At 67.6% G+C, this 17901-nt stretch carries 16 protein-coding genes; 10 read left to right on the forward strand and 6 right to left on the reverse strand.

All coding sequences use genetic code 11. The annotated features are described in order from the left end of the window. Nucleotides 1–35: 35 nt before the first annotated feature. A complete protein-coding gene (groES, locus tag AC07NY_RS14830) occupies nt 36–323 on the reverse strand; it encodes a co-chaperone GroES (RefSeq protein ID WP_047576256.1) in 288 nt (95 codons plus the stop codon). Nucleotides 324–551: 228 nt separating this feature from the next. Here groES and AC07NY_RS14835 point away from each other — a divergent pair, with 228 nt between their 5' ends. Both AC07NY_RS14835 and AC07NY_RS14840 read left to right on the forward strand, forming a co-directional pair. After that, entirely contained in the window at nt 552–1007 is a 456-nt protein-coding gene (locus tag AC07NY_RS14835) for a MarR family winged helix-turn-helix transcriptional regulator (protein WP_492284120.1), read from the forward strand. Between the two features lie 69 nt (nt 1008–1076). Further along, nucleotides 1077–1559, forward strand: a complete 483-nt coding sequence (locus AC07NY_RS14840; protein WP_494584460.1) for a PaaI family thioesterase — start codon at nt 1077–1079, stop codon at nt 1557–1559. On the opposite strand, the gene AC07NY_RS14845 is transcribed toward AC07NY_RS14840, so the two are convergent. Then, nucleotides 1546–2169, reverse strand: coding sequence for a DMT family transporter (locus AC07NY_RS14845; protein ID WP_494584461.1), 624 nt, complete (start codon nt 2167–2169; stop codon nt 1546–1548). The genes AC07NY_RS14840 and AC07NY_RS14845 overlap by 14 nt on opposite strands. A 216-nt stretch (nt 2170–2385) precedes the next feature. Then, nucleotides 2386–2877 carry a GNAT family N-acetyltransferase gene (locus AC07NY_RS14850; protein ID WP_494584462.1) on the reverse strand — a complete coding sequence of 164 codons (492 nt, stop codon included), beginning with the start codon at nt 2875–2877 and terminating at the stop codon, nt 2386–2388. Between the two features lie 213 nt (nt 2878–3090). Here AC07NY_RS14850 and AC07NY_RS14855 point away from each other — a divergent pair, with 213 nt between their 5' ends. Both AC07NY_RS14855 and AC07NY_RS14860 read left to right on the forward strand, forming a co-directional pair. Then, nucleotides 3091–4521 (forward strand): lipopolysaccharide biosynthesis protein, encoded by a 1431-nt coding sequence (locus AC07NY_RS14855; protein ID WP_494584463.1) that lies wholly within the window; start codon nt 3091–3093, stop codon nt 4519–4521. Nucleotides 4522–4685: 164 nt separating this feature from the next. Further along, nucleotides 4686–5501 carry a L,D-transpeptidase gene (locus tag AC07NY_RS14860; RefSeq protein ID WP_494584464.1) on the forward strand — a complete coding sequence of 272 codons (816 nt, stop codon included), beginning with the start codon at nt 4686–4688 and terminating at the stop codon, nt 5499–5501. Nucleotides 5502–5595: 94 nt separating this feature from the next. On the opposite strand, the gene AC07NY_RS14865 is transcribed toward AC07NY_RS14860, so the two are convergent. Further along, a complete protein-coding gene (locus AC07NY_RS14865) occupies nt 5596–6396 on the reverse strand; it encodes a DUF2076 domain-containing protein (protein ID WP_494584465.1) in 801 nt (266 codons plus the stop codon). Between the two features lie 157 nt (nt 6397–6553). Continuing rightward, nucleotides 6554–7315, reverse strand: coding sequence for a L,D-transpeptidase (locus tag AC07NY_RS14870; protein WP_492284113.1), 762 nt, complete (start codon nt 7313–7315; stop codon nt 6554–6556). A 453-nt stretch (nt 7316–7768) separates the two neighbouring features. On the opposite strand from AC07NY_RS14870, the gene AC07NY_RS14875 reads away from it, so the two are divergent. Beyond that, nucleotides 7769–9805 carry a methyl-accepting chemotaxis protein gene (locus AC07NY_RS14875; protein ID WP_494584466.1) on the forward strand — a complete coding sequence of 679 codons (2037 nt, stop codon included), beginning with the start codon at nt 7769–7771 and terminating at the stop codon, nt 9803–9805. Here the strand turns inward: AC07NY_RS14875 and AC07NY_RS14880 are convergent, their stop codons facing one another. After that, entirely contained in the window at nt 9806–11212 is a 1407-nt protein-coding gene (locus AC07NY_RS14880) for an MATE family efflux transporter (protein WP_494584467.1), read from the reverse strand. A 144-nt stretch (nt 11213–11356) separates the two neighbouring features. On the opposite strand from AC07NY_RS14880, the gene AC07NY_RS14885 reads away from it, so the two are divergent. The 5 genes from AC07NY_RS14885 (at nt 11357) to AC07NY_RS14905 (ending at nt 17791) form a co-directional block, all read left to right on the forward strand. Continuing rightward, complete coding sequence (locus AC07NY_RS14885) at nt 11357–12586, forward strand: M20 family metallo-hydrolase (RefSeq protein WP_494584468.1); 1230 nt, start codon at nt 11357–11359, stop codon at nt 12584–12586. A gap of 11 nt (nt 12587–12597) precedes the next feature. Continuing rightward, on the forward strand, nt 12598–14010 hold the full coding sequence (locus tag AC07NY_RS14890) for an amidase (protein WP_494584469.1): 1413 nt from the start codon (nt 12598–12600) through the stop codon (nt 14008–14010). A gap of 215 nt (nt 14011–14225) precedes the next feature. Continuing rightward, nucleotides 14226–15821, forward strand: coding sequence for an ABC transporter substrate-binding protein (locus AC07NY_RS14895; protein WP_494584470.1), 1596 nt, complete (start codon nt 14226–14228; stop codon nt 15819–15821). A gap of 135 nt (nt 15822–15956) precedes the next feature. Next, nucleotides 15957–16898: an ABC transporter permease gene (locus AC07NY_RS14900; RefSeq protein ID WP_492284107.1), complete on the forward strand. Its 942-nt coding sequence runs from the start codon at nt 15957–15959 to the stop codon at nt 16896–16898. A gap of 50 nt (nt 16899–16948) precedes the next feature. Beyond that, entirely contained in the window at nt 16949–17791 is an 843-nt protein-coding gene (locus AC07NY_RS14905; protein WP_494584471.1) for an ABC transporter permease, read from the forward strand. Nucleotides 17792–17901 lie beyond the last annotated feature (110 nt).

Raw genomic sequence — 17901 nt, forward strand, 5'->3', positions numbered from 1 at the left:
AGAACTTGAAACGGAAGAGAGCGGTCAGGCGGCGATCAGCCGACGACGCCCATGATGTCGGATTCCTTCATGATCAGGAGGTCCTGACCGTCGATCTTGACCTCGGTGCCCGACCACTTGCCGAAGAGGACGCGGTCGCCCTTCTTGACGTCGAGGGCAACGAGCTTGCCGGCCTCGTCACGCGCGCCGGAACCGACGGCGATGACCTCGCCCTCCTGGGGCTTTTCCTTGGCGGTCTCGGGGATGATGATGCCGCCCTTGGTCTTCTCTTCGCTGTCAAGGCGGCGGACCACGACGCGGTCATGCAACGGACGGAACTTCATGGTTCTGTCTTCCTCTCGGTCTTATTCGTTTCGGGTGCCTCTGAAGGGCTCCCGGGGGAGGCTGTTAGCAGTCACCAAGTGAGAGTGCTAACAGATGCCAGCGGAGATAGGCGCGGGGGTCCGGAGAGTCAAGGAAGCACCGGGCGATAAAGTGAACGCGGCGGATGCGGTGTCGCAGGCGGCCTCGGACCTGCTGGCAGCAGCGCTTGAACACGCTAACATGGCGGAATGACGACACCCTCGCCCGACCCGCGCCTCGACGCCATCGCCCGCTCCTGCGTCGCGCTGCATGTCCGCATGACCGCACGCGCCGTAACGCGGGCCTATGACGAGGCAATGCGCCCGAGTGGCCTCAAGATCACCCAGTTCGTGCTGCTTTCGGCGCTCTCAACCGGGCAATGGAAATCGGTCACGGAGCTGGCCGAACGCTTCGCGCTGGAGCGGACCTCGCTGACGCGCAATCTCCAGCTATTGGCGGCCGAGGGCATGGTCGAGCCCGTGGAGTGCCGTGGCCGGGCCTCGGTCTATGCGGTGACCGAGAAGGGCAGGGCCGCGATCGAGGCCGCGATCCCGTACTGGCGGGAGGCGCAGGACAAGATCGAAGGCGGCTTCGGCGAGGACCGCTGGCGCGAGACCCGGGACGGCCTCAAGGCGCTGCGCCGGGCCGCGCGCGGTGAGCGCTGAAGCCGCGCTCACCGGTTGACCAGTGCCCGGTCACATCTCTATCGTGCAGATACACGAATGGAGATCGGCATGAAGCGCGCGGTTGGGGTGGTGTCTCGCGAGGAACTGGTCGCGGGCGATGGCTTGAGTTTCCTGCGCGGGATCATCGCCGGCACCAATCCGGCGCCGCCCTTCGCCGACGCCATGGATTTCGAGCTGGCAGAGGCCGGTGAGGGCAGGGTGGTCTTCGTCGGCCAGCCCTCGGCGCGTTTCTTCAATCCGCTCGGCACGATCCATGGCGGCTGGACCGCGACGATCCTCGATTCCGCCATGGCCTGCGCTGCCCATGCGACGCTGAAGCCGGGCGAGGGCTACACCACGCTGGAGATGAAGCTGAACTATGTCCGCCCGGTCATGCCGGATAGCGGCCCGGTGCGCTGCGAAGGCAAGCTGATCCATCGCGGCAGCTCGGTGATCACGACGGAGGGCAAGCTGGTCGATGCGCGCGGCAAATTGCTCGCGCATGGCACCGAGACCTGTCTGGTCTTTCCGGCGAAGCCTAGCGCCGGCTGACGGCGATGGCACCCGCGACGATCAGCAATGCGCCGAGATAGGTCGTGTAGAGCGGCACCTCGCCGAACACGAAGAAGCCGAGCAGGCTCGCCCAGATCAGCGCCGTGTACTCGATCGGCGCGAGGCGCGAGGCAGCGGCCCGCGCATAGGCCGAGGTCAGCGTCAGGTGTCCGGCGACGCCGAGTGCGCCCGCGAAGAGATAGGCGCCGAGATCCGTCCAGGTCATCGGCACGAAGGCCAGCGCAGCCGGAATGGCGAGGCAGACCGCCGGCCCGACATTCTGGAAGGCGACGATGACGGTCGGACGTTCCCTGACCGCGATGCGCCTGAGCAGGATCAGGTTGAAGGCATAACTGACTGCCGAGAATAGTGCCGCGGCGACGCCGAGACCGGCGCCGCTGACATGGCCCTGCAGGCGGGGCCAGACCATCACGAGCATGCCGGCGATCCCGAAGCCGAGCGCCTGCAGGATGCGCTTGTCGATCTTCTCCTTGAGCAGGAGCCCGCCGAACAGGGCGACGAAGACCGGCGCGAGGAAGGAGAGCGTCAACGCCTCCGCCAGGGGCAGCACCGAGACCGAATAGAAGAAGCTGCCGGCGGTCAGCACCACCAGCGGGATGCGCGCGAGATTGCCGATCAGGCTGGCCTGCGTCGGCCGGGGCGGGCGGGGCGATGGCGAGCACGATGAGCGCGCAGATGCCGCCCATCAGGAAGCGCATGAACAGCGCCACGATGAACGGGTGCTCCTGCATCTGGCCCTTGATCACCCCGTCCATGGCGGTGAGCAGGGCGATGCCGAGCGCGGCCCGGAAGGCAACGGAGAGCGTCATGGGCTGACGTGCAGCGGCTTGCGGAAATGGTATTCCCAGCTTGCCGAGACGTCGCCGAGATAGCGCTCGCCCGGCCAGCGGGTAAAGCCGAGCTTCTCGTAGAAGCGATGGCCGCGTGTGAAGCGCGTATCCGACCACAGCGTCATCTCGGTGAAGCCGCCCTGTCCGGCGAAATCCATCGCCCTGGCGAACAGCGCCTGCGCCAGCCCGGTGCCCCGGAGGGCGCCGTCGACATAGACCTTGGCGAGTTCGACCGCATTCTGTTCTGGCACCGGCACGATGCCGAGCGAGCCGGCGATGCGCCCGTCCGGTCCGTCCACGATCCAGAGTTCGCCGCCCTTGGCTGCGAAATAGGAGGCCGGCCGGCGCAGTTCCGGCAGCTCGTCCTCGACGAAGATGCAACCCGGATATTCCGCGAAGCTCGCCGCGATGAGGGCGGAGAGCGGGCCGGAATCGTTGTCGCGGGCAGGCCGGATGGGCGTCGTCATGATGTTGGCCTTACGGTCAAATCCTGTCGTCGTGAAGATGCGGGAATGGCGTCACCCAATGCCGTGGCGGCAGGGCGAAGAGGGTGATGCTTCGCAACGCCTCTTGGAAAACCGGTTTCGTCCGGCTACCCCCGGTTTAGACGGCGTCAGCGCCGATGAGTCGTGCGCTTCGGCGTGGCAGCCGCAGGATCGGAAGGGAGTGACGAAGGCCCGATGACCGTTCTTCTGCCCTTCATCGTCAATGCCGGGCTGAACTTCGTCCTCGGGCTGCTCGTTGCCCTGTTCCTTGGCCCGGAGGCGTTCGGGCTCTATGCGATCGGCGCCGCCACAATCGTGCTCGTCAACACGGCGCTGCTCGACTGGCTGAAGCTCTCCATCGTCCGGTTCTACTCTGTCGAAACCCGCGAGAGCGATCCCGGCATCCGGGCGACACTCGATCTGCTCTTTGCCGGCGTCAGCCTGTCGCTTTGCGCGCTCCTCGCCGCTGCGCTGCTGGCGGGCGTCGATGCCGGGCTCCCGGCGGCGCTGCTGATGGTCTCGGTCGCGGGCGGCATCGCGGCGGGCTGGTTCGATTATCACGCGGCCATCGCGCGGGCCCGCTTCCTCGATGCGGCCTATGCCCGGCTCGTCCTCGTCCGCAGCGTCGCGGCCCTGCTGCTGATGGTCGGCGGCGCCTGGTGGACGCGCGATCCGGCCGTCGTGCTGCTGGGCGGCGTGCTCAGCGCAGTTGCCGCCGTTATCGCCAATCGCAACCGGCTCGCCGATATGAAACCCGCGCCGGGCGCACTCCGGACCGACCTGATGCGCGGTTTCGCGCGCTATGCCCTGCCGCTGGTCGCGGGCAACGCGGTCTATGCCGCGATCCCGCTCTTCAACCGTGCGATCCTCGCCGACAGGCTTGGCTTCGCCGAGGCAGGTTATTTCTCGCTGGCCTCCGATATCGGCCTCAGGCTCTTCCCGGTGCTGGCCTCGATGCTGGAGATCGTGCTGCTGCGCCAGGTCATCCGCCTCGACGAGACGCGGGGGCCGATCGCCGCGCAGAAGCGCATCGCCCGCAACATGGTCCCCGTGATCGCCTGCGTGCTGCCGGCGGCGCTCGGCTTCTGGCTGATCCTGCCGGCCTTCGAGCGGCTTTTCGTGCCGGCGAGCTTCCGTGGCCATTTCGCCGGCCATATGGTGCTTCTGCTGCCGGGCTTCGCGGCGATCGCACTGTTTCAGGCCGGTCTCGCGCCTGTCTTCCTGCTGGCGAAGCGCACGCTCGTCGCGATCCTCGCCTCCCTGATCGGGCTCGCCGTCAATCTCGCCATCATCTTCGCGCTGCCGGGAACGCTGGCACCCGCAACGGTTTCGATCGCGCAAAGCGCCGCCTATCTGACGGCGCTCCTGGTCATGGCCGTGGTCGCCCTGCGCGCGCTTCCGGCCCTGCCGCCGCTGCGGGAGATCGCTTGCGTTCTCGCCGCCGGTGTCGCGATGGGCCTTGCGATCTGGCCGTTGCGCGGCACGCTTCCGGCTGCCCTCGAACTGCCGCTGCAGATCGGGCTCGGCGGGCTGGGCTACGCGGGAGTGATCCTGGCCTGCGATGTGGGCCGCTGGCGCACCGGCCTGAAGCTGCGCTGGCTCGCCCGGCGCTCCGCGCGCCGGTGAGGCAGCAAGGTTTCCTTCACCCTGTCGCTTGACTGGTCGCTAAGGTTAATTCCGCGAATTGCGCCGGTTAAGGCCGGTTTTCGCGCTGAAGAGTCAACGATTCACCATTCCTTTCTGGGCACGCCGCAGGCTTTCAGGCAGTCGATGTCGAGAGTACCCGCGTCATGCGTCGAAAGATTATCCTTCCGCTCCTCGCTGCTGCCGGAGCCCTGGCCGTGGCCGGGCCGGCCCTCGCGCAGGGCTATCGCCAGAATCACGGCTACGCCGCGCCGAACGACCCGATGGCTTCAGGCGGCGGGCGCGGCAACTATGGCGGCGGCTTCATCGAGATGCTGATGACCGGCCGCGACCCGACGCCCGCTGGGCGTGGCGGCGCGGTCTATAACCGCCCCGGCGGCTATGCCTATGGCCAGCGGGTGCAGCCGCAGGGCGGCTATGAAGACCCGTTCGAGGCGGCGCGTCAGCCGCGCGCCGGCCGCCGCATGGCGGCGCTCGGCGAGCCTGTCGAGCCGCAGCAGGGCATCCAGCACATCGTCGACCCGCGCTTCCGCAAGCAGGAAGTCGCCTATGACGGTCCCCACAAGCCGGGCACGATCATCATCGACACGCCGCAGCGCTTCCTGTTCCTGGTGCAGCCGGGCGGCCGGGCGTTGCGCTACGGCATCGGCGTCGGCCGGCCGGGCTTCTCCTGGGCCGGCATGAAGACCGTCAGCCGCAAGGCGGAATGGCCGAGCTGGACGCCGCCGGCCGAGATGCTGAAGCGCCGGCCCGACCTGCCCCGCTTCATGACCGGCGGTCCCGACAACCCGATGGGCGCGCGCGCCATGTATCTGGGCTCGTCGCTCTATCGCATCCACGGCACCAACGAGCCGAACACGATCGGGCAGGCGGTGTCCTCGGGCTGCATCCGCATGACCAATGACGACGTCACCGACCTCTACGAACGCGTCCGCGTCGGCGCCAAGGTGCTGGTGATCTGAGGCAAGTCCTCATCGACGAACCATGAAAAACGGCGGCTCCGCATCGCGGGCCGCCGTTTTTCGTATCTTAGCCGGTCAGGGGCGAAAGGCGCCGTCAGACCCAGCTGTCATCATCCGCGTTGCCATCGTCGAAGCCGGGATCGGCATCATCGTGACTCGCGTTCTGGTAATTGGCCTCGCCGTCATAGCCCTGGCCGTAGCCGTTATCCTGCGCGGTCTGGTCGGACGCCGGCTGGGCGCTGGCGCTCTGGTCGGCGGCCGCCTGCTGGGGCGCAGCCGGGCTTGAGCTGGAGTTCGCGCCGGTGTCGCTCGCGGTCTGCGCCGCAGGCTTGCTGCCGCCGCCGAAGGCGTTGGTCAGCACATTGCCGAGCATCATGCCGCCGGCGACGCCGGCCGCCGTGGTCAGCGCGCTGGCCATGAAGCCGCCGCCGCGTCCGGGCGCCTGCTGCGGCTGGTTGCTCCACGGGCCGGGCTGGCCCTGCGCCTGCATCGGCATGGCCTGAGCCGGGGCAGCGGCCTGCGGCTGCGTGTTCCAGGCGCCGGATGGGGCTGCCACATCAGTGCGCGGCGGCACGGGCGGAACCGAGCCAGTGCGCGGCACCGATCCGCCGCCGAAGATGCCGGACAGGAAGCCGCCGGCCTGCGGCTGCGCCGCCTCGCTCGCGCGCGTCTGCGCCTCGCGCAATTGCGCCTGCAGGCTCTCGACCTGCTGGTTCAGGTTGGCGAGCGCCTGCTCCTGCACATAGACCGCCTGAGCCATGGCATAGGGCGCATAGGGCTGCTCGCGCAGGCGTTCCGCGATGAAATTCTCAGCCTCGGGGTCGCGGGGCTGGTTGGCTGCCTGCCGAAGGCGGTCGAAAATCCCGGCGATCACGTCGCGTTCTTGCGGCGTCATCGTCATCTCCTCTCGTTGCGCGGCGCGGTTGCGCCGTGCTCAAGAGGTGGGATCGGCCTGTGACGGTATCAAGGCGTCGCCGTGACGGGCGCGCATCGGGCCGGGAAACGCATTGCGCCTTTCCCGAATCCGATGCGACGAAGAGGCCCAATCGGCCTCAGATGCTGCCGAGATCGTCGTCCGGCGGCGGCATCTCGTCGACATCGGAGGGGGCCTGCAGCGAGCCGCGGTTTAGCACCACCACCGTCGTGCCGGACGGAACGCGGCTGTAGAGGTCGATGATGTCCTGATTGAACAGGCGGATGCAGCCGGACGAGACCGACTTGCCGATCGACCACGGCTCGGAGGTGCCGTGGATGCGGTAGAGCGTGTCGCGGTTGCCCTGGTAGAGATAGAGCGCGCGGGCGCCGAGCGGGTTTTCGAGCCCGCCGGCCATGCCGGCCGCCCAGGGGCGGTTCCGCTCCGGCTCGCGGGCGATCATCGCCGCCGTCGGGGTCCAGCGCGGCCACTGCGCCTTGCGGGCGACCGTGGCGCGGCCGCGCCAGGACATGCCCTGCTTGCCGACGCCGATGCCGTAGCGGACAGCTTTTCCGCCTTCCATCACGAGATAGAGATAGCGGTTGTCGGTATCGACGACGATCGTGCCGGGCTGCTCGCGGGTCGGGTAGGAGACGATGCGGCGCAGGAACTGCGGCTCGACTTCCGAGAGATCCGTCGCCGGCAACGGGTGCTGCTCATCCGGCCGCTCGCCATACATCGCCAGGTACTCGGCGCTGATATGCGGCCCCTGATGCGCAACCTCGAACGGCTCCGGCGGCCGATTGGCGACGCAAGCCGCCAGGAAGAGCGGGCTCAGGGCCGCAAAGACGCGGCGGGTCGGCCGGGCGAGGGGGGAGGCGGACGGACGGTCGGGGGACATCGACGGAAAACTCGGCGTTACGGGCAAAAATGAACGGCAGAACGGTGCGTTGGTTCCATGCGCCGCTGTTGACCTCCGTTCAAGGTGGCCGAGATGGCCGTGGGGTGAACGTGATGTGGCAAAAATGTGGTTGGCGGCGCCTGTTGCGATCGGGCAACAGGTGAGTTGCCGGACAGGCACATGCCGGGCATCGGCAGCTCGCTCCAGATCGGGCCGCGATGGCTGCCGTGTTGTCGCTCGGGCATGTTCGATCAGTTAAATATTTTTTGACGATGAGGCTCAATAGTGACCCTGTTTCGTCGATAGCCGCTGCCGCTTTACATCAGTCTTCTGATCACCGGCGAAGCCATGCGAGTTTAGACGATTGCCTGCCGCCTATGCCTACGTGTTGCTGGCGGCGCGCCACTCCGGAGAGCGCTGCATCATGTCGCTCTTCCCGGGAGATGGGCCTCCATGCTGAAACTGCCTTCGCTGCGTCTGCCGATCGCGACGCGTCTGGCGATACTGGCCGTGCTGATCGTCGGCGTCGCCGTCGCGGCTTCGGTCGCGGTGTCGCTGCGCGCAGCCGACAGCGCGATGCGCGAACGCGCCCAGTCGAGCCTGGCCATCAACATCAACCTGCTGCGGGACATCCTGCTGACCAAGGGCGAGCCGAGGCTTGAGGGCAGCAAGCTCATCTTCGGCAACGAAACCATCAACGACAACTTCGCGGCAGTCGACAAGGTCAAGGCGCTTTCGGGCGGAACGGCCACCGTCTTCATGGGCGACACCCGGGTGACGACGAACGTCACCAAGCCGGATGGCACGCGGGCGGTCGGCACCAAGCTGGCGCAGGGCCCGGCCTACGATGCCGTCTTCAAGGAGAAGCGGACCTATTCCGGCGCCGCCGACATTCTCGGCGTGCCCTATTTCACGATCTATGAGCCGATCGTCCAGAAGTCGGACGGCAACGTGATCGGCATTCTCTATGTCGGCATCAAGCAGGAAGAGTTCCTGACCGTCATCGGCGAAATGATCCGCGCCAACATCATCGCCGGTCTGGCGATCGCGGCCGTCGCTGGCTGCCTGCTGTTCTGGCTGGTCCGCCGCATGATGAGACCGCTTGGCAGCCTGAGCGCAGCCCTGAGGCGTCTCGCCGAGGGCGATCTCGACACGCCGGTTCCCGCTTTCGGTGGCGGCAGCGAGTTCGGCGCCATGGCCGGCGCCGTCGAGGTGTTGCGTCAGGCCTCGATCGAGAAGGTCAGACTGGAGCAGGACGCCACGGCGCAGGCCGAATTGATGGGCCAAACCCGCCGTCAGACGGAGGCCCAGCGACAGGCCGCGGCACAACAGCAGATCGAGCAGGCTCGGGAGTTGGAGGACGTTGTCGCCGCGCTGGCCGAGGGGCTTTCGGCTCTCTCGCAAGGCGATCTGCGCCATCGCATCGAGGCCGAGATGCCGGCCGCCTATGTGAAGCTGCGCGACGATTTCAACGAGACGGTGGACCGCCTCTCGGACACGGTGGCGACGATCCAGACGACCTCGGCCGATGTCGGCCTCGCCGCGCGCGAGATCAACATGGGTGCCGACGATTTGTCGAAGCGCACCGAAGAGCAGGCCTCCTCGCTGGAGGAGACGGCCGCCACGACCGAGGAGCTCGCGGCTTCCGTCAAGGCCTCGGCCCAGGCCTCGAAGGATGCAGCGCGGATCGCCGACGAGGCGATGCAGGCGGCGCAGTCCGGCGGCACGATCGCCGGCCAGGCGGTCGATGCCATGGCCCGCATCGAGACCGCCTCGCAGAAGATCTCCGACATCATCCGCGTCATCGACGACATCGCCTTCCAGACCAACCTGCTCGCGCTCAACGCGGCGGTCGAGGCGGCCCGCGCCGGCGACGCCGGCAAGGGCTTCGCGGTGGTGGCCTCCGAGGTCCGGACCCTGGCGCAGCGCTCGAGCTCCGCGGCCAAGGACATCTCCGGGCTGATCTCCTCGTCCAATGTCGAGGTCGGCGAGGGCGTCAAGCTGGTGCGTCAGGCCGGCGACCAGCTGGCGCGCATCCTCGCGGCCTCGCAGAAGGTCGCGGCGACGATCGCCGACATCTCGGCGGCATCCGGCGAGCAGGCCAACGGCATCGACGAGATGAGCCAGGCCGTGGCGCATCTCGACGAGATGACCCAGCAGAACGCGGCGCTCTCCGAGCAGAGCGCGGCCTCGGCCGGCTCGCTGTCCGGCCGGATCGAGCAGCTCAACGCGTTGGTCGCGGCGTTCAAGACCGGCCGCGAGGCGGCCGGCCAGGGGGCTTACGCCCAGCCGGCCTCGGCGCCGCGTGCGAAGGCGCCGGTGCGCGCGGCCGGGCGGCCTGCGCCTGCTTCCGCAGCCTCGTCCGGCGAGCCGGAGCGCCTGCGCCAGCTGGCCGAGGCCGCCTTCGTCCAGTCGCGCGCGCCCGCACCGCGCAAGGTCGCCAATGGCGGCGGCGGCCGGGCCAGCGATTCCGGATGGGAAGAGTTCTGATCAGAACCTGACGACGCGCAGGTTCTTCAGCAGACCCAGCCTTTCGCGATCCCACCAGCGCCAGAGCATCATCACGGCGACGACGGTGAGCCCGGTCACCAGCCCGATCCAGATGCCGCTGCCGGCGAGCGGCGTCATGAAGCCGAGCACGGCCGAGAGCGGCAGGCCGATGCCCCAGTAGCCGATGCCGGCGAGGATCATCGGCCGGCGGGTGTCGCCGAGGCCACGCAGGATCGACGAGCCGATGACCTGCGCCCCGTCGGCGATCTGGAAGACGGCTGCATAGAACAGGAAGACCGTGGCGATCTGGGCGACCGCTTCCGCACCGGGCTTCGAACGGTCGAGGAAGGGCGCGATCAGCCAATGCGGCACGATCGCCATCAAGACGGCCGTGAAGCACATGAAGCTCAGTGCCAGGATCAGCGCCATCATCCCGGCGCGCCGGATGCCCTCCTTGTCGCCGGAGCCGAAGGCACGCCCGACCCGCACGGTCCCGGCCTGTCCGATGCCGAGCGGCACCATGAAGGCGAGCGAGGCGATCTGGATCGCGATGGCATGGGCCGCGAGCGCCGTCGAGCCGATCAGCCCCATCATGAAGGCCGCGCCGTAGAAGATCAGAGACTCGAAGGACAGCGTCAGCGAGATCGGCAGGCCCATGCGCCAGAAGGCGCGGTAGCGGGGCCAGTCCGGCACCCAGAAGCGGCCGAAGACCTGATAGCGCCGGAAGCGTCGGTCGAGCGAGACGACGAGCGCGAGGCCGAGGAACATCAGGGCCGAGGATATCGCCGTCGCCAGCCCTGAGCCCGGCAGGCCGAGCGCCGGGAAGCCGAGCCGCCCGAACATTAGGCACCAGTTGGCGAAGGCGTTGAACGCCACTGCGAAAAGCACGACGATGAAGGCCCAGCGCGGCCTCTGCAGCGCGGCGACGAAACCGCGCAGGCACAGATAGAGAAAGAAGGGCAGCAGGCCCCATTGCAGCGTGTGGATATAGGAGGCAGCCGCCTTCGAGAGGACGGGGTCCTGGCCCATTGCCCTCAGGATGAACTCGGCCTGCCAGAGGAAGAGCCACATCGGCCCGACCATGGTCGCAGCCGCCCAGAAACCTTGCCGGACCGTTCGGCGCAGATCGCGCACCGCATGCCGGTTGCGACCGAGCTCGATCGCGATCATTGGGGCGACCGCCCCCATCGCGCCGATGCCGAAGATCAGGGCGGCGCTGTAGAGATTGGTGCCGAGCGCGCCCGCCGCCAGCGCCTCGGGGCCGAGCTGGCCCATCATGATGACGTCGGTCGCCATCATCGCCGTCTGCGCGATATTGGTCAGCACCATCGGCCAGCACAGGGCGAGCATGGCGCGCGACTCAGTCAGCCAGGGATGATCGGAACGGGATGCGGCGATTGCAGACATGGGCGCCGCTTCTACCGCCGATTGCAAAGTCGAAATAGCCGGCGCCACGCTGTTCACCGCCCTGAGCCGATGCGCTGCACGCGGGTCGACAAGTCCCGCCGTGGTCTGCATCTTGCCTCGCAGACTGCTGGAGGGCCTGAGGCGATGAGCACCAATTTGAGGATCGATGGCGCGAGGCTGACCTCGCGCCTGGCCGAACTCTCGAAGATCGGTGCGACGCCGGAAGGCGGCTGCCGCCGCCTCGCCCTGACCGATGAGGACAAGCAGGGCCGCGACTGGCTCCTCAGTCAGATGAAGGCGCTCGGCCTCGATACCCGCGTCGATGCGATCGGCAATATCGTCGGCATCCTGAAAGGGCAGGAGAGCGGCCCGGCCGTCATCATGGGCTCGCATATCGACACAGTCGGCACGGGTGGACGCTTCGACGGCGCGCTCGGCGTCGTCGCGGGCGTCGAGGTTCTCGCGGCCCTGCGCGATGCCGGCCTGACGCCGAAGCGCGACATGGCGGTGATCGCCTTCACCAACGAGGAGGGCGCGCGCTTCCACCCCGACATGCTCGGCTCCTATGTCTGGGCCGGCGGCATGAGCGTCGAGGCGGCACATCGGGAGGTCGATTCCGAGGGCGTCGGCCTCGGCGCCGAACTGAAGCGCATCGGCTATGAGGGCGCCGAGAAGCCGGGCTTCCTGCCGGCCCATGCCTATATCGAGATGCATATCGAGCAGGGTCCGGTCCTCGAGAACGAGGGCGGCGGGCTTGGCGCCGTCACCGGCATCCAGGCGATCTGCTGGCTCGAACTCACCCTGAAGGGCCGCCCGAGCCATGCCGGCACGACGCCGATGGCCTATCGCAAGGACCCGGGGCTGGCGGCCGCGCGCATCAACATCTTCGCCAACGAATTGACCAAGACCATCCCGCACCAGCTCGCCAATAGCGGCGTCATCCGCGTCCAGCCCGGCAACGTCAATGTCGTGCCCGAAACCGTGGTGATGACGCTCGACCTGCGCAATCCGCTCGACACGCCGCTGGCCCAGGCCGAGGCTGCGGTCCGCGCCTTCTGCGCCGAACTCGCCGAGCGCGACGGCATCGAGATTTCCTTCCGCGACCTCGCGCGCTTCCCGGCGACGCCCTTCGCCGAGGAACTCATCGCCGAGGTCGAGCGCAGCGCCGGCCAGTTCGGCCTGCCGATCCGCCGCATGATCTCCGGCGCCGGCCACGATGCCCAGATGATGGCGCGTCTCTGCCCGACGGCGATGGTGTTCATTCCCTCCATCGGCGGGCTCTCGCACAACCCGGCCGAGTTCAGCACCGATGACGACATGGTCGCCGGCGCCAATATCCTGCTCACCACCGCCTGGCGCGTCGCCAACGCCTGAGAGGTCTCCGCATGACGACGATCGCCACGCTGTCGGCCGCCGAACTCGGCCCACTCTACGCCAGCAAGCAGCTCTCTCCCGTCGAGGTCGCGAAAGACACGCTCGCTCGCATCGAGCGCTTCGAGCCTGAGGTCAACGCCTTCGCCGTCCGCGACGAGGCGGTGACGCTGGCCATGGCCGAGGCCTCGCAGGCGCGCTGGCTGAAGGGCGAGGCGATCGGCCCGCTCGACGGCGTGCCGGTCACCATCAAGGACAATCTCGGCGTCGCCGGCTGGTCGATGCAGCGTGGCTCCGCCATCGCCTCCAATGCGCCCTTTCCCGAGGATTCCCCGGTCACGGCGCGGCTGCGCGAGGCCGGCACGGTCTTCCTCGGCAAGACCACCATGCCGGAATATGGCTGGAAGGGCGTCGGCGATTCGCCCGCGACCGGCATCACCCGCAATCCCTGGAACACCGGCACGGGGCCGGGCGGTTCCTCCTCGGGCGCGGCGGTCTGCGCGGCGCTCAATCTCGGCTGCATTCATATCGGCACCGACGGGGCGGGCTCCGTGCGCATTCCCGCGGCCTTCACCGGCGTCGTCGGCCTGAAGCCGAGCTATGGCCGCGTCCCGGCCTGGCCGATCTCGGTCATGGGCTTCCTCGCCCATCTCGGGCCGCTGACCCGCACCGTCATGGATACGGCGCTAGCGATGAAGGCGATCGGCCAGCCCGATGCGCGCGACATGACGGCGCTGCTCGATCGCCCGCCGGATTATGTCGACGGGCTCAAGGGCAGCATGAGGGGCTTGCGCGTCGCCTGGTCGCCGCGCCTCGGCCAGAATGTGACCGTCGATCCCGAGATCGCCGCCCTGACGGCGGCGGCCGCGCAGGCCTTCACCGAGCTTGGCGCGACGGTGGAGGAGGTCGATCCCGGTTTCGACGATCCGATCGAGATCCTGATGACGCTCTGGTCTTCTGGGGCGGCGCTGGCCTTGAAGAGCATCGATGCGGCCGGGCGCAGGCAGATGGACCCGGGCCTCGTCGCGGTGGCGGAGCAGGGTGAACGCATCCCGGCCTCGGCCTATGTCGATGCGCTCCTGAACCAGCGCAACGCGCTGGCCTACCGCATGGCGCAGTTCCACCAGCAATACGATCTGCTGCTGACGCCGACCCTGCCGCTGCCGGCCTTCGCGGTCGGGCGCGATACGCCCGAGCACGGCGCCTATGGCGAGGACTGGACGCGCTGGACGCCCTTCACTTACCCGTTCAACATCACCGAGCAGCCGGCGGTCTCGGTGCCTTGCGGCTTGACCAAGGCGGGCCTGCCCGCCGGGCTCCAGATTGTCGGCGCTTTCGGCAAGGATGCGCTCGTGCTGCGGGCCGCGGCGGCCTTCGAGCAGGCGCGGCCCTTCGCCCGCGTCAATGAACCGGTCAAACCGATTTAGCCCGCGAATATTTTTCGCTTTCCCGGAACGGGCTAAAAAAGCCCGTCCGGGAGCCGAAACACCGGGTTCGCCCCCGAAAGTTCCGTCTGGCACGAACCGTGCAGGCGAAGATCCGGCCTCGGTCGGGTGCTGCTGCGTGTTGTCAGGCGGATTTTTTCTGCCCAAACTTGCGGCAAGGCAGCCCGTTCAGAGGCGCCGCTTCAGGGGAGAGCATGATGGATCGCAGGACGTTTCTGAAATCCGCGACGGGCGCCGGCATGGCCGCTGCGACCGGTGGGCTGGCGATGCCGGCCCTCGCGCAAAGTCCAGCCAAGACGCTACGCTTCGTACCGCAGGCCAATCTCGCGAATTTCGACCCGATCTGGGGAACGCAATACGTCGTCCGCAACGCTGCGGCGCTGGTCTGGGACACGCTCTACGGCATCGATTCGAAGTTCCAGCCGCAACGCCAGATGGTCGAGGCGGAGGAGGTTTCCTCAGACGGCCTGACCTGGACCTTCAAGCTGCGCTCCGGCCTGAAATTCCATGATGGCACGCCGGTCACCTCCAAGGACGTGGTCGCGAGCCTCATTCGCTGGTCGGCGCGCGATCCGATGGGCCTGATGCTGCGCGCCATCCAGGTCGAGCTCGCTCCCGTCGATGAGTTGACCTGGAAATGGTCGCTGAAACAGCCCTTCCCGAAGATGCTGCTGGCGCTCGCCAAGAACAATGCGCCCTGTTCCTTCGTGATGCCGGAGCGCATCGCCAAGACAGACCCGTTCACGCAGATCACCGAGTTCGTCGGCTCGGGTCCGATGAAATTCCTGCGCAGCGACTGGGTGCCGGGCGCCAAGGCGGTGTTCGAGAAATTCGCCGACTACAAGCCCCGCTCCGAGAAGGCGGACTGGCTCGCCGGCGGCAAGAACATCCTCGTCGACCGGATCGAATGGGTGATCATGCCCGATCCGGCGACCGCCGCCGCCGCGCTCCAGAACGGTGAGGTCGACTGGTGGGAAACCCCGCTCGCCGATCTCGTGCCGGTGCTGAAGGGCCACAAGGATATCAACGTCGATATCGGCGATCCCCTGGGCAATGTCGGCGCCTTCCGCATGAACCACCTGTTCCCGCCCTTCAACAACGTGAAGGTGCGCCAGGCCGTGCTCACGGCGCTGAACCAGGAAGACTACATGCGCGCCGTCGTCGGCGACGATGAGAAGCTCTGGAAGCCGCTGCCGGGCTTCTTCACGCCGGGTACCCCGCTCTACACCGAGGAAGGCGGCGACATCCTCAAGAAGCGCAATGTCGCCGAGGCCAAGAAGCTCCTCGCCGAGGCCGGCTACAAGGGCGAGCCGGTGGTCTGCGTCGTCGCGCAGGACATGGCCGCGACCAAGTCGATGGGCGACGTCACCGCCTCGCTGCTCAAGAGCATCGGCATGAACGTCGACTTCGTCGCCACCGACTGGGGCACGGTCGGCTCCCGCCGCGCCCAGAAGACGCCTCCGGGCCAGGGCGGCTGGAGCATGTTCCACACCTGGCATGCCGGCGCCGACTGCATCAATCCGGCCGCCTATACCGCGATCCGCGCCAATGGCGAGAAGGCCTGGTTCGGCTGGCCCGACGTGCCCGCGGTCGAGACCGAGGTCACCAACTGGTTCAACGCCAAGGACCTGACCGAGGAGAAGGCGGCGATGGGGCGGCTCAACAAGGCGGCGGTCGAGAACGTCGTCTTCGCGCCGACCGGCTTCTATCTCAGCTATCAGGCCTGGCGGAAGAACGTCACCGGCGTGGTCAGCGGGCCGCTGCCGTTCTTCTGGGACGTCAAGAAGGGCTGAAGTCCCTCTCGCGGAGCGGCGACGCCGCTCCGCCTTTGCGGAGCCCGCTCGGCTCTGCTGCCTCGCTTTGCTGCGACCCGGAAGAACTCCCGGCCGCGGCTCCCGGATTTGCCGTGATCGAGGTCCGACTGCCTTATGCTCGCTTTCGTCGTCAGGCGCATCATTACGACCATCCCCGTGATGGCCTTCGTGGCGCTGTTTGTGTTTTCGCTGCTCTACATCGCGCCGGGCGATCCCGCCGCGATCATCGCCGGTGACCAGGCGTCGCCGGCCGATGTCGAGCGGATCCGCGCCAGCCTGGGCCTGGACCGGCCCTATCTCGTGCGCTTCGCCGAATGGTCCTTCCGCGTCATCCAGGGCGATCTCGGCACCTCGATCTTCACCAACCTGCCGGTGACGCAGCTGATCGGGCAGCGCATCGAGCCCACGCTCTCGCTGATGGTGCTGACGCTGATCTTCGCCGTCGTGGTCGCCGTGCCGATGGGCGTTGTCGCGGCCTGGAAGGCCGGCAGCTGGATCGACAAGGCGGCGATGGGCTTCGCCGTGCTCGGCTTCTCGGTGCCGGTCTTCGTCGTCGGCTACCTGCTCGCCTATTTCTTCGCGCTCAAGCTCGATTGGCTGCCGGTGCAGGGCTACACGCCGTTCTCGCAGGGCTTCTGGCCCTGGCTCAGGAATCTCATCCTGCCGGCCGTCACGCTCGGCCTCGTCTATATCGCGCTGATCGCCCGCATCACCCGCGCCACCATGCTCGAAGTGCTGCAGCAGGACTATGTTCGCACCGCCCAGGCCAAGGGCGTGGCGCAGAAGGACGTGCTGTTCCTGCATTCGCTCAAGAACGCGGCCGTGCCGATCGTCACCATCATCGGCATCGGCATCGCGCTCCTGATCGGCGGCGCCGTCGTCACCGAGAGCGTCTTCGCCATTCCCGGCCTCGGCCGGCTTACCGTCGATGCCATCCTGCGTCGCGACTATCCCGTCATCCAGGGCGTCGTGCTGATGTTCAGCCTGGTCTACGTGCTCGTGAACCTGCTGATCGACCTGACCTATACCCTCGTCGACCCGAGGATCCGCTATTGACCGCGCAATCGACCCTTGCGGCACCAGCCGCTGAACCGGTGAAGGCTGAATTGAGCCGTGCTGCCCGCTTCCGCCGCTACCTGCGCCGCCATCCTTCGGTGGCGATTGGCGGCGGGCTCCTCGTCCTGATGGCGCTGATCGGCATCTTCGCGCCGCTGCTCTGGACCACCGACCCGACGGCGATCTCGCCGGCCCGCCGCACCCGCGTGCCCTCCGAACTCTACTGGTTCGGCACTGACATGCTCGGCCGCGACGTCTATTCGCGCGTGGTCTACGGCGCCCGCGTCTCGCTGCTCGTCGGCTTCAGCGTCGCGGTCCTGTCCTCGATCATCGGGCTCACCATCGGCCTCTTCGCCGGTTTCGTGCGCTGGGCCGACGGCATCATCATGCGCATCATCGACGGCATGATGTCGATTCCGCCGATCCTGCTCGCCATCGCCCTGATGGCGCTGACCCGTGGCTCGATCCAGAACGTCATCATCGCCATCACCATCGCGGAGATCCCGCGCGTGGCGCGCCTCGTGCGCGGCGTCGTGCTCTCCCTGCGCGAGCAGCCCTATGTCGAGGCGGCGGTGGCCAATGGCGCGCGTGTGCCGCGCATTATCTGGCGCCATATCCTGCCCAACACCTTCGCGCCGATGAGCGTGCAGGCGACCTATATCTGCGCCAGCGCCATGATCGTCGAGGCGATCCTGTCCTTCATCGGCGCGGGCGTGCCGCCGGCGACGCCGTCATGGGGTAACATCATGGCCGAGGGCAGGGCACTCTGGCAGGTCCGGCCGCACATCATCCTGTTCCCGGCCGTGTTCCTCTCGATCACGGTGCTCGCGGTGAACCTGCTCGGCGACGGCCTGCGCGACTCGCTCGATCCGCGCCTTGCCAAGACCCTCTGAGAGCCTGCCCCGCAGCTGGGACAACCCACGCCCCGCATTGCCGGCGCTTGACGCGCCGGCTCAGTGCTTGAAAGCCTTGCCAGCAGGGTGATCCTCATCCGGAGCCTATG

The organism is Allobosea sp. GW821-FHT09G06 (assembly GCF_059416005.1).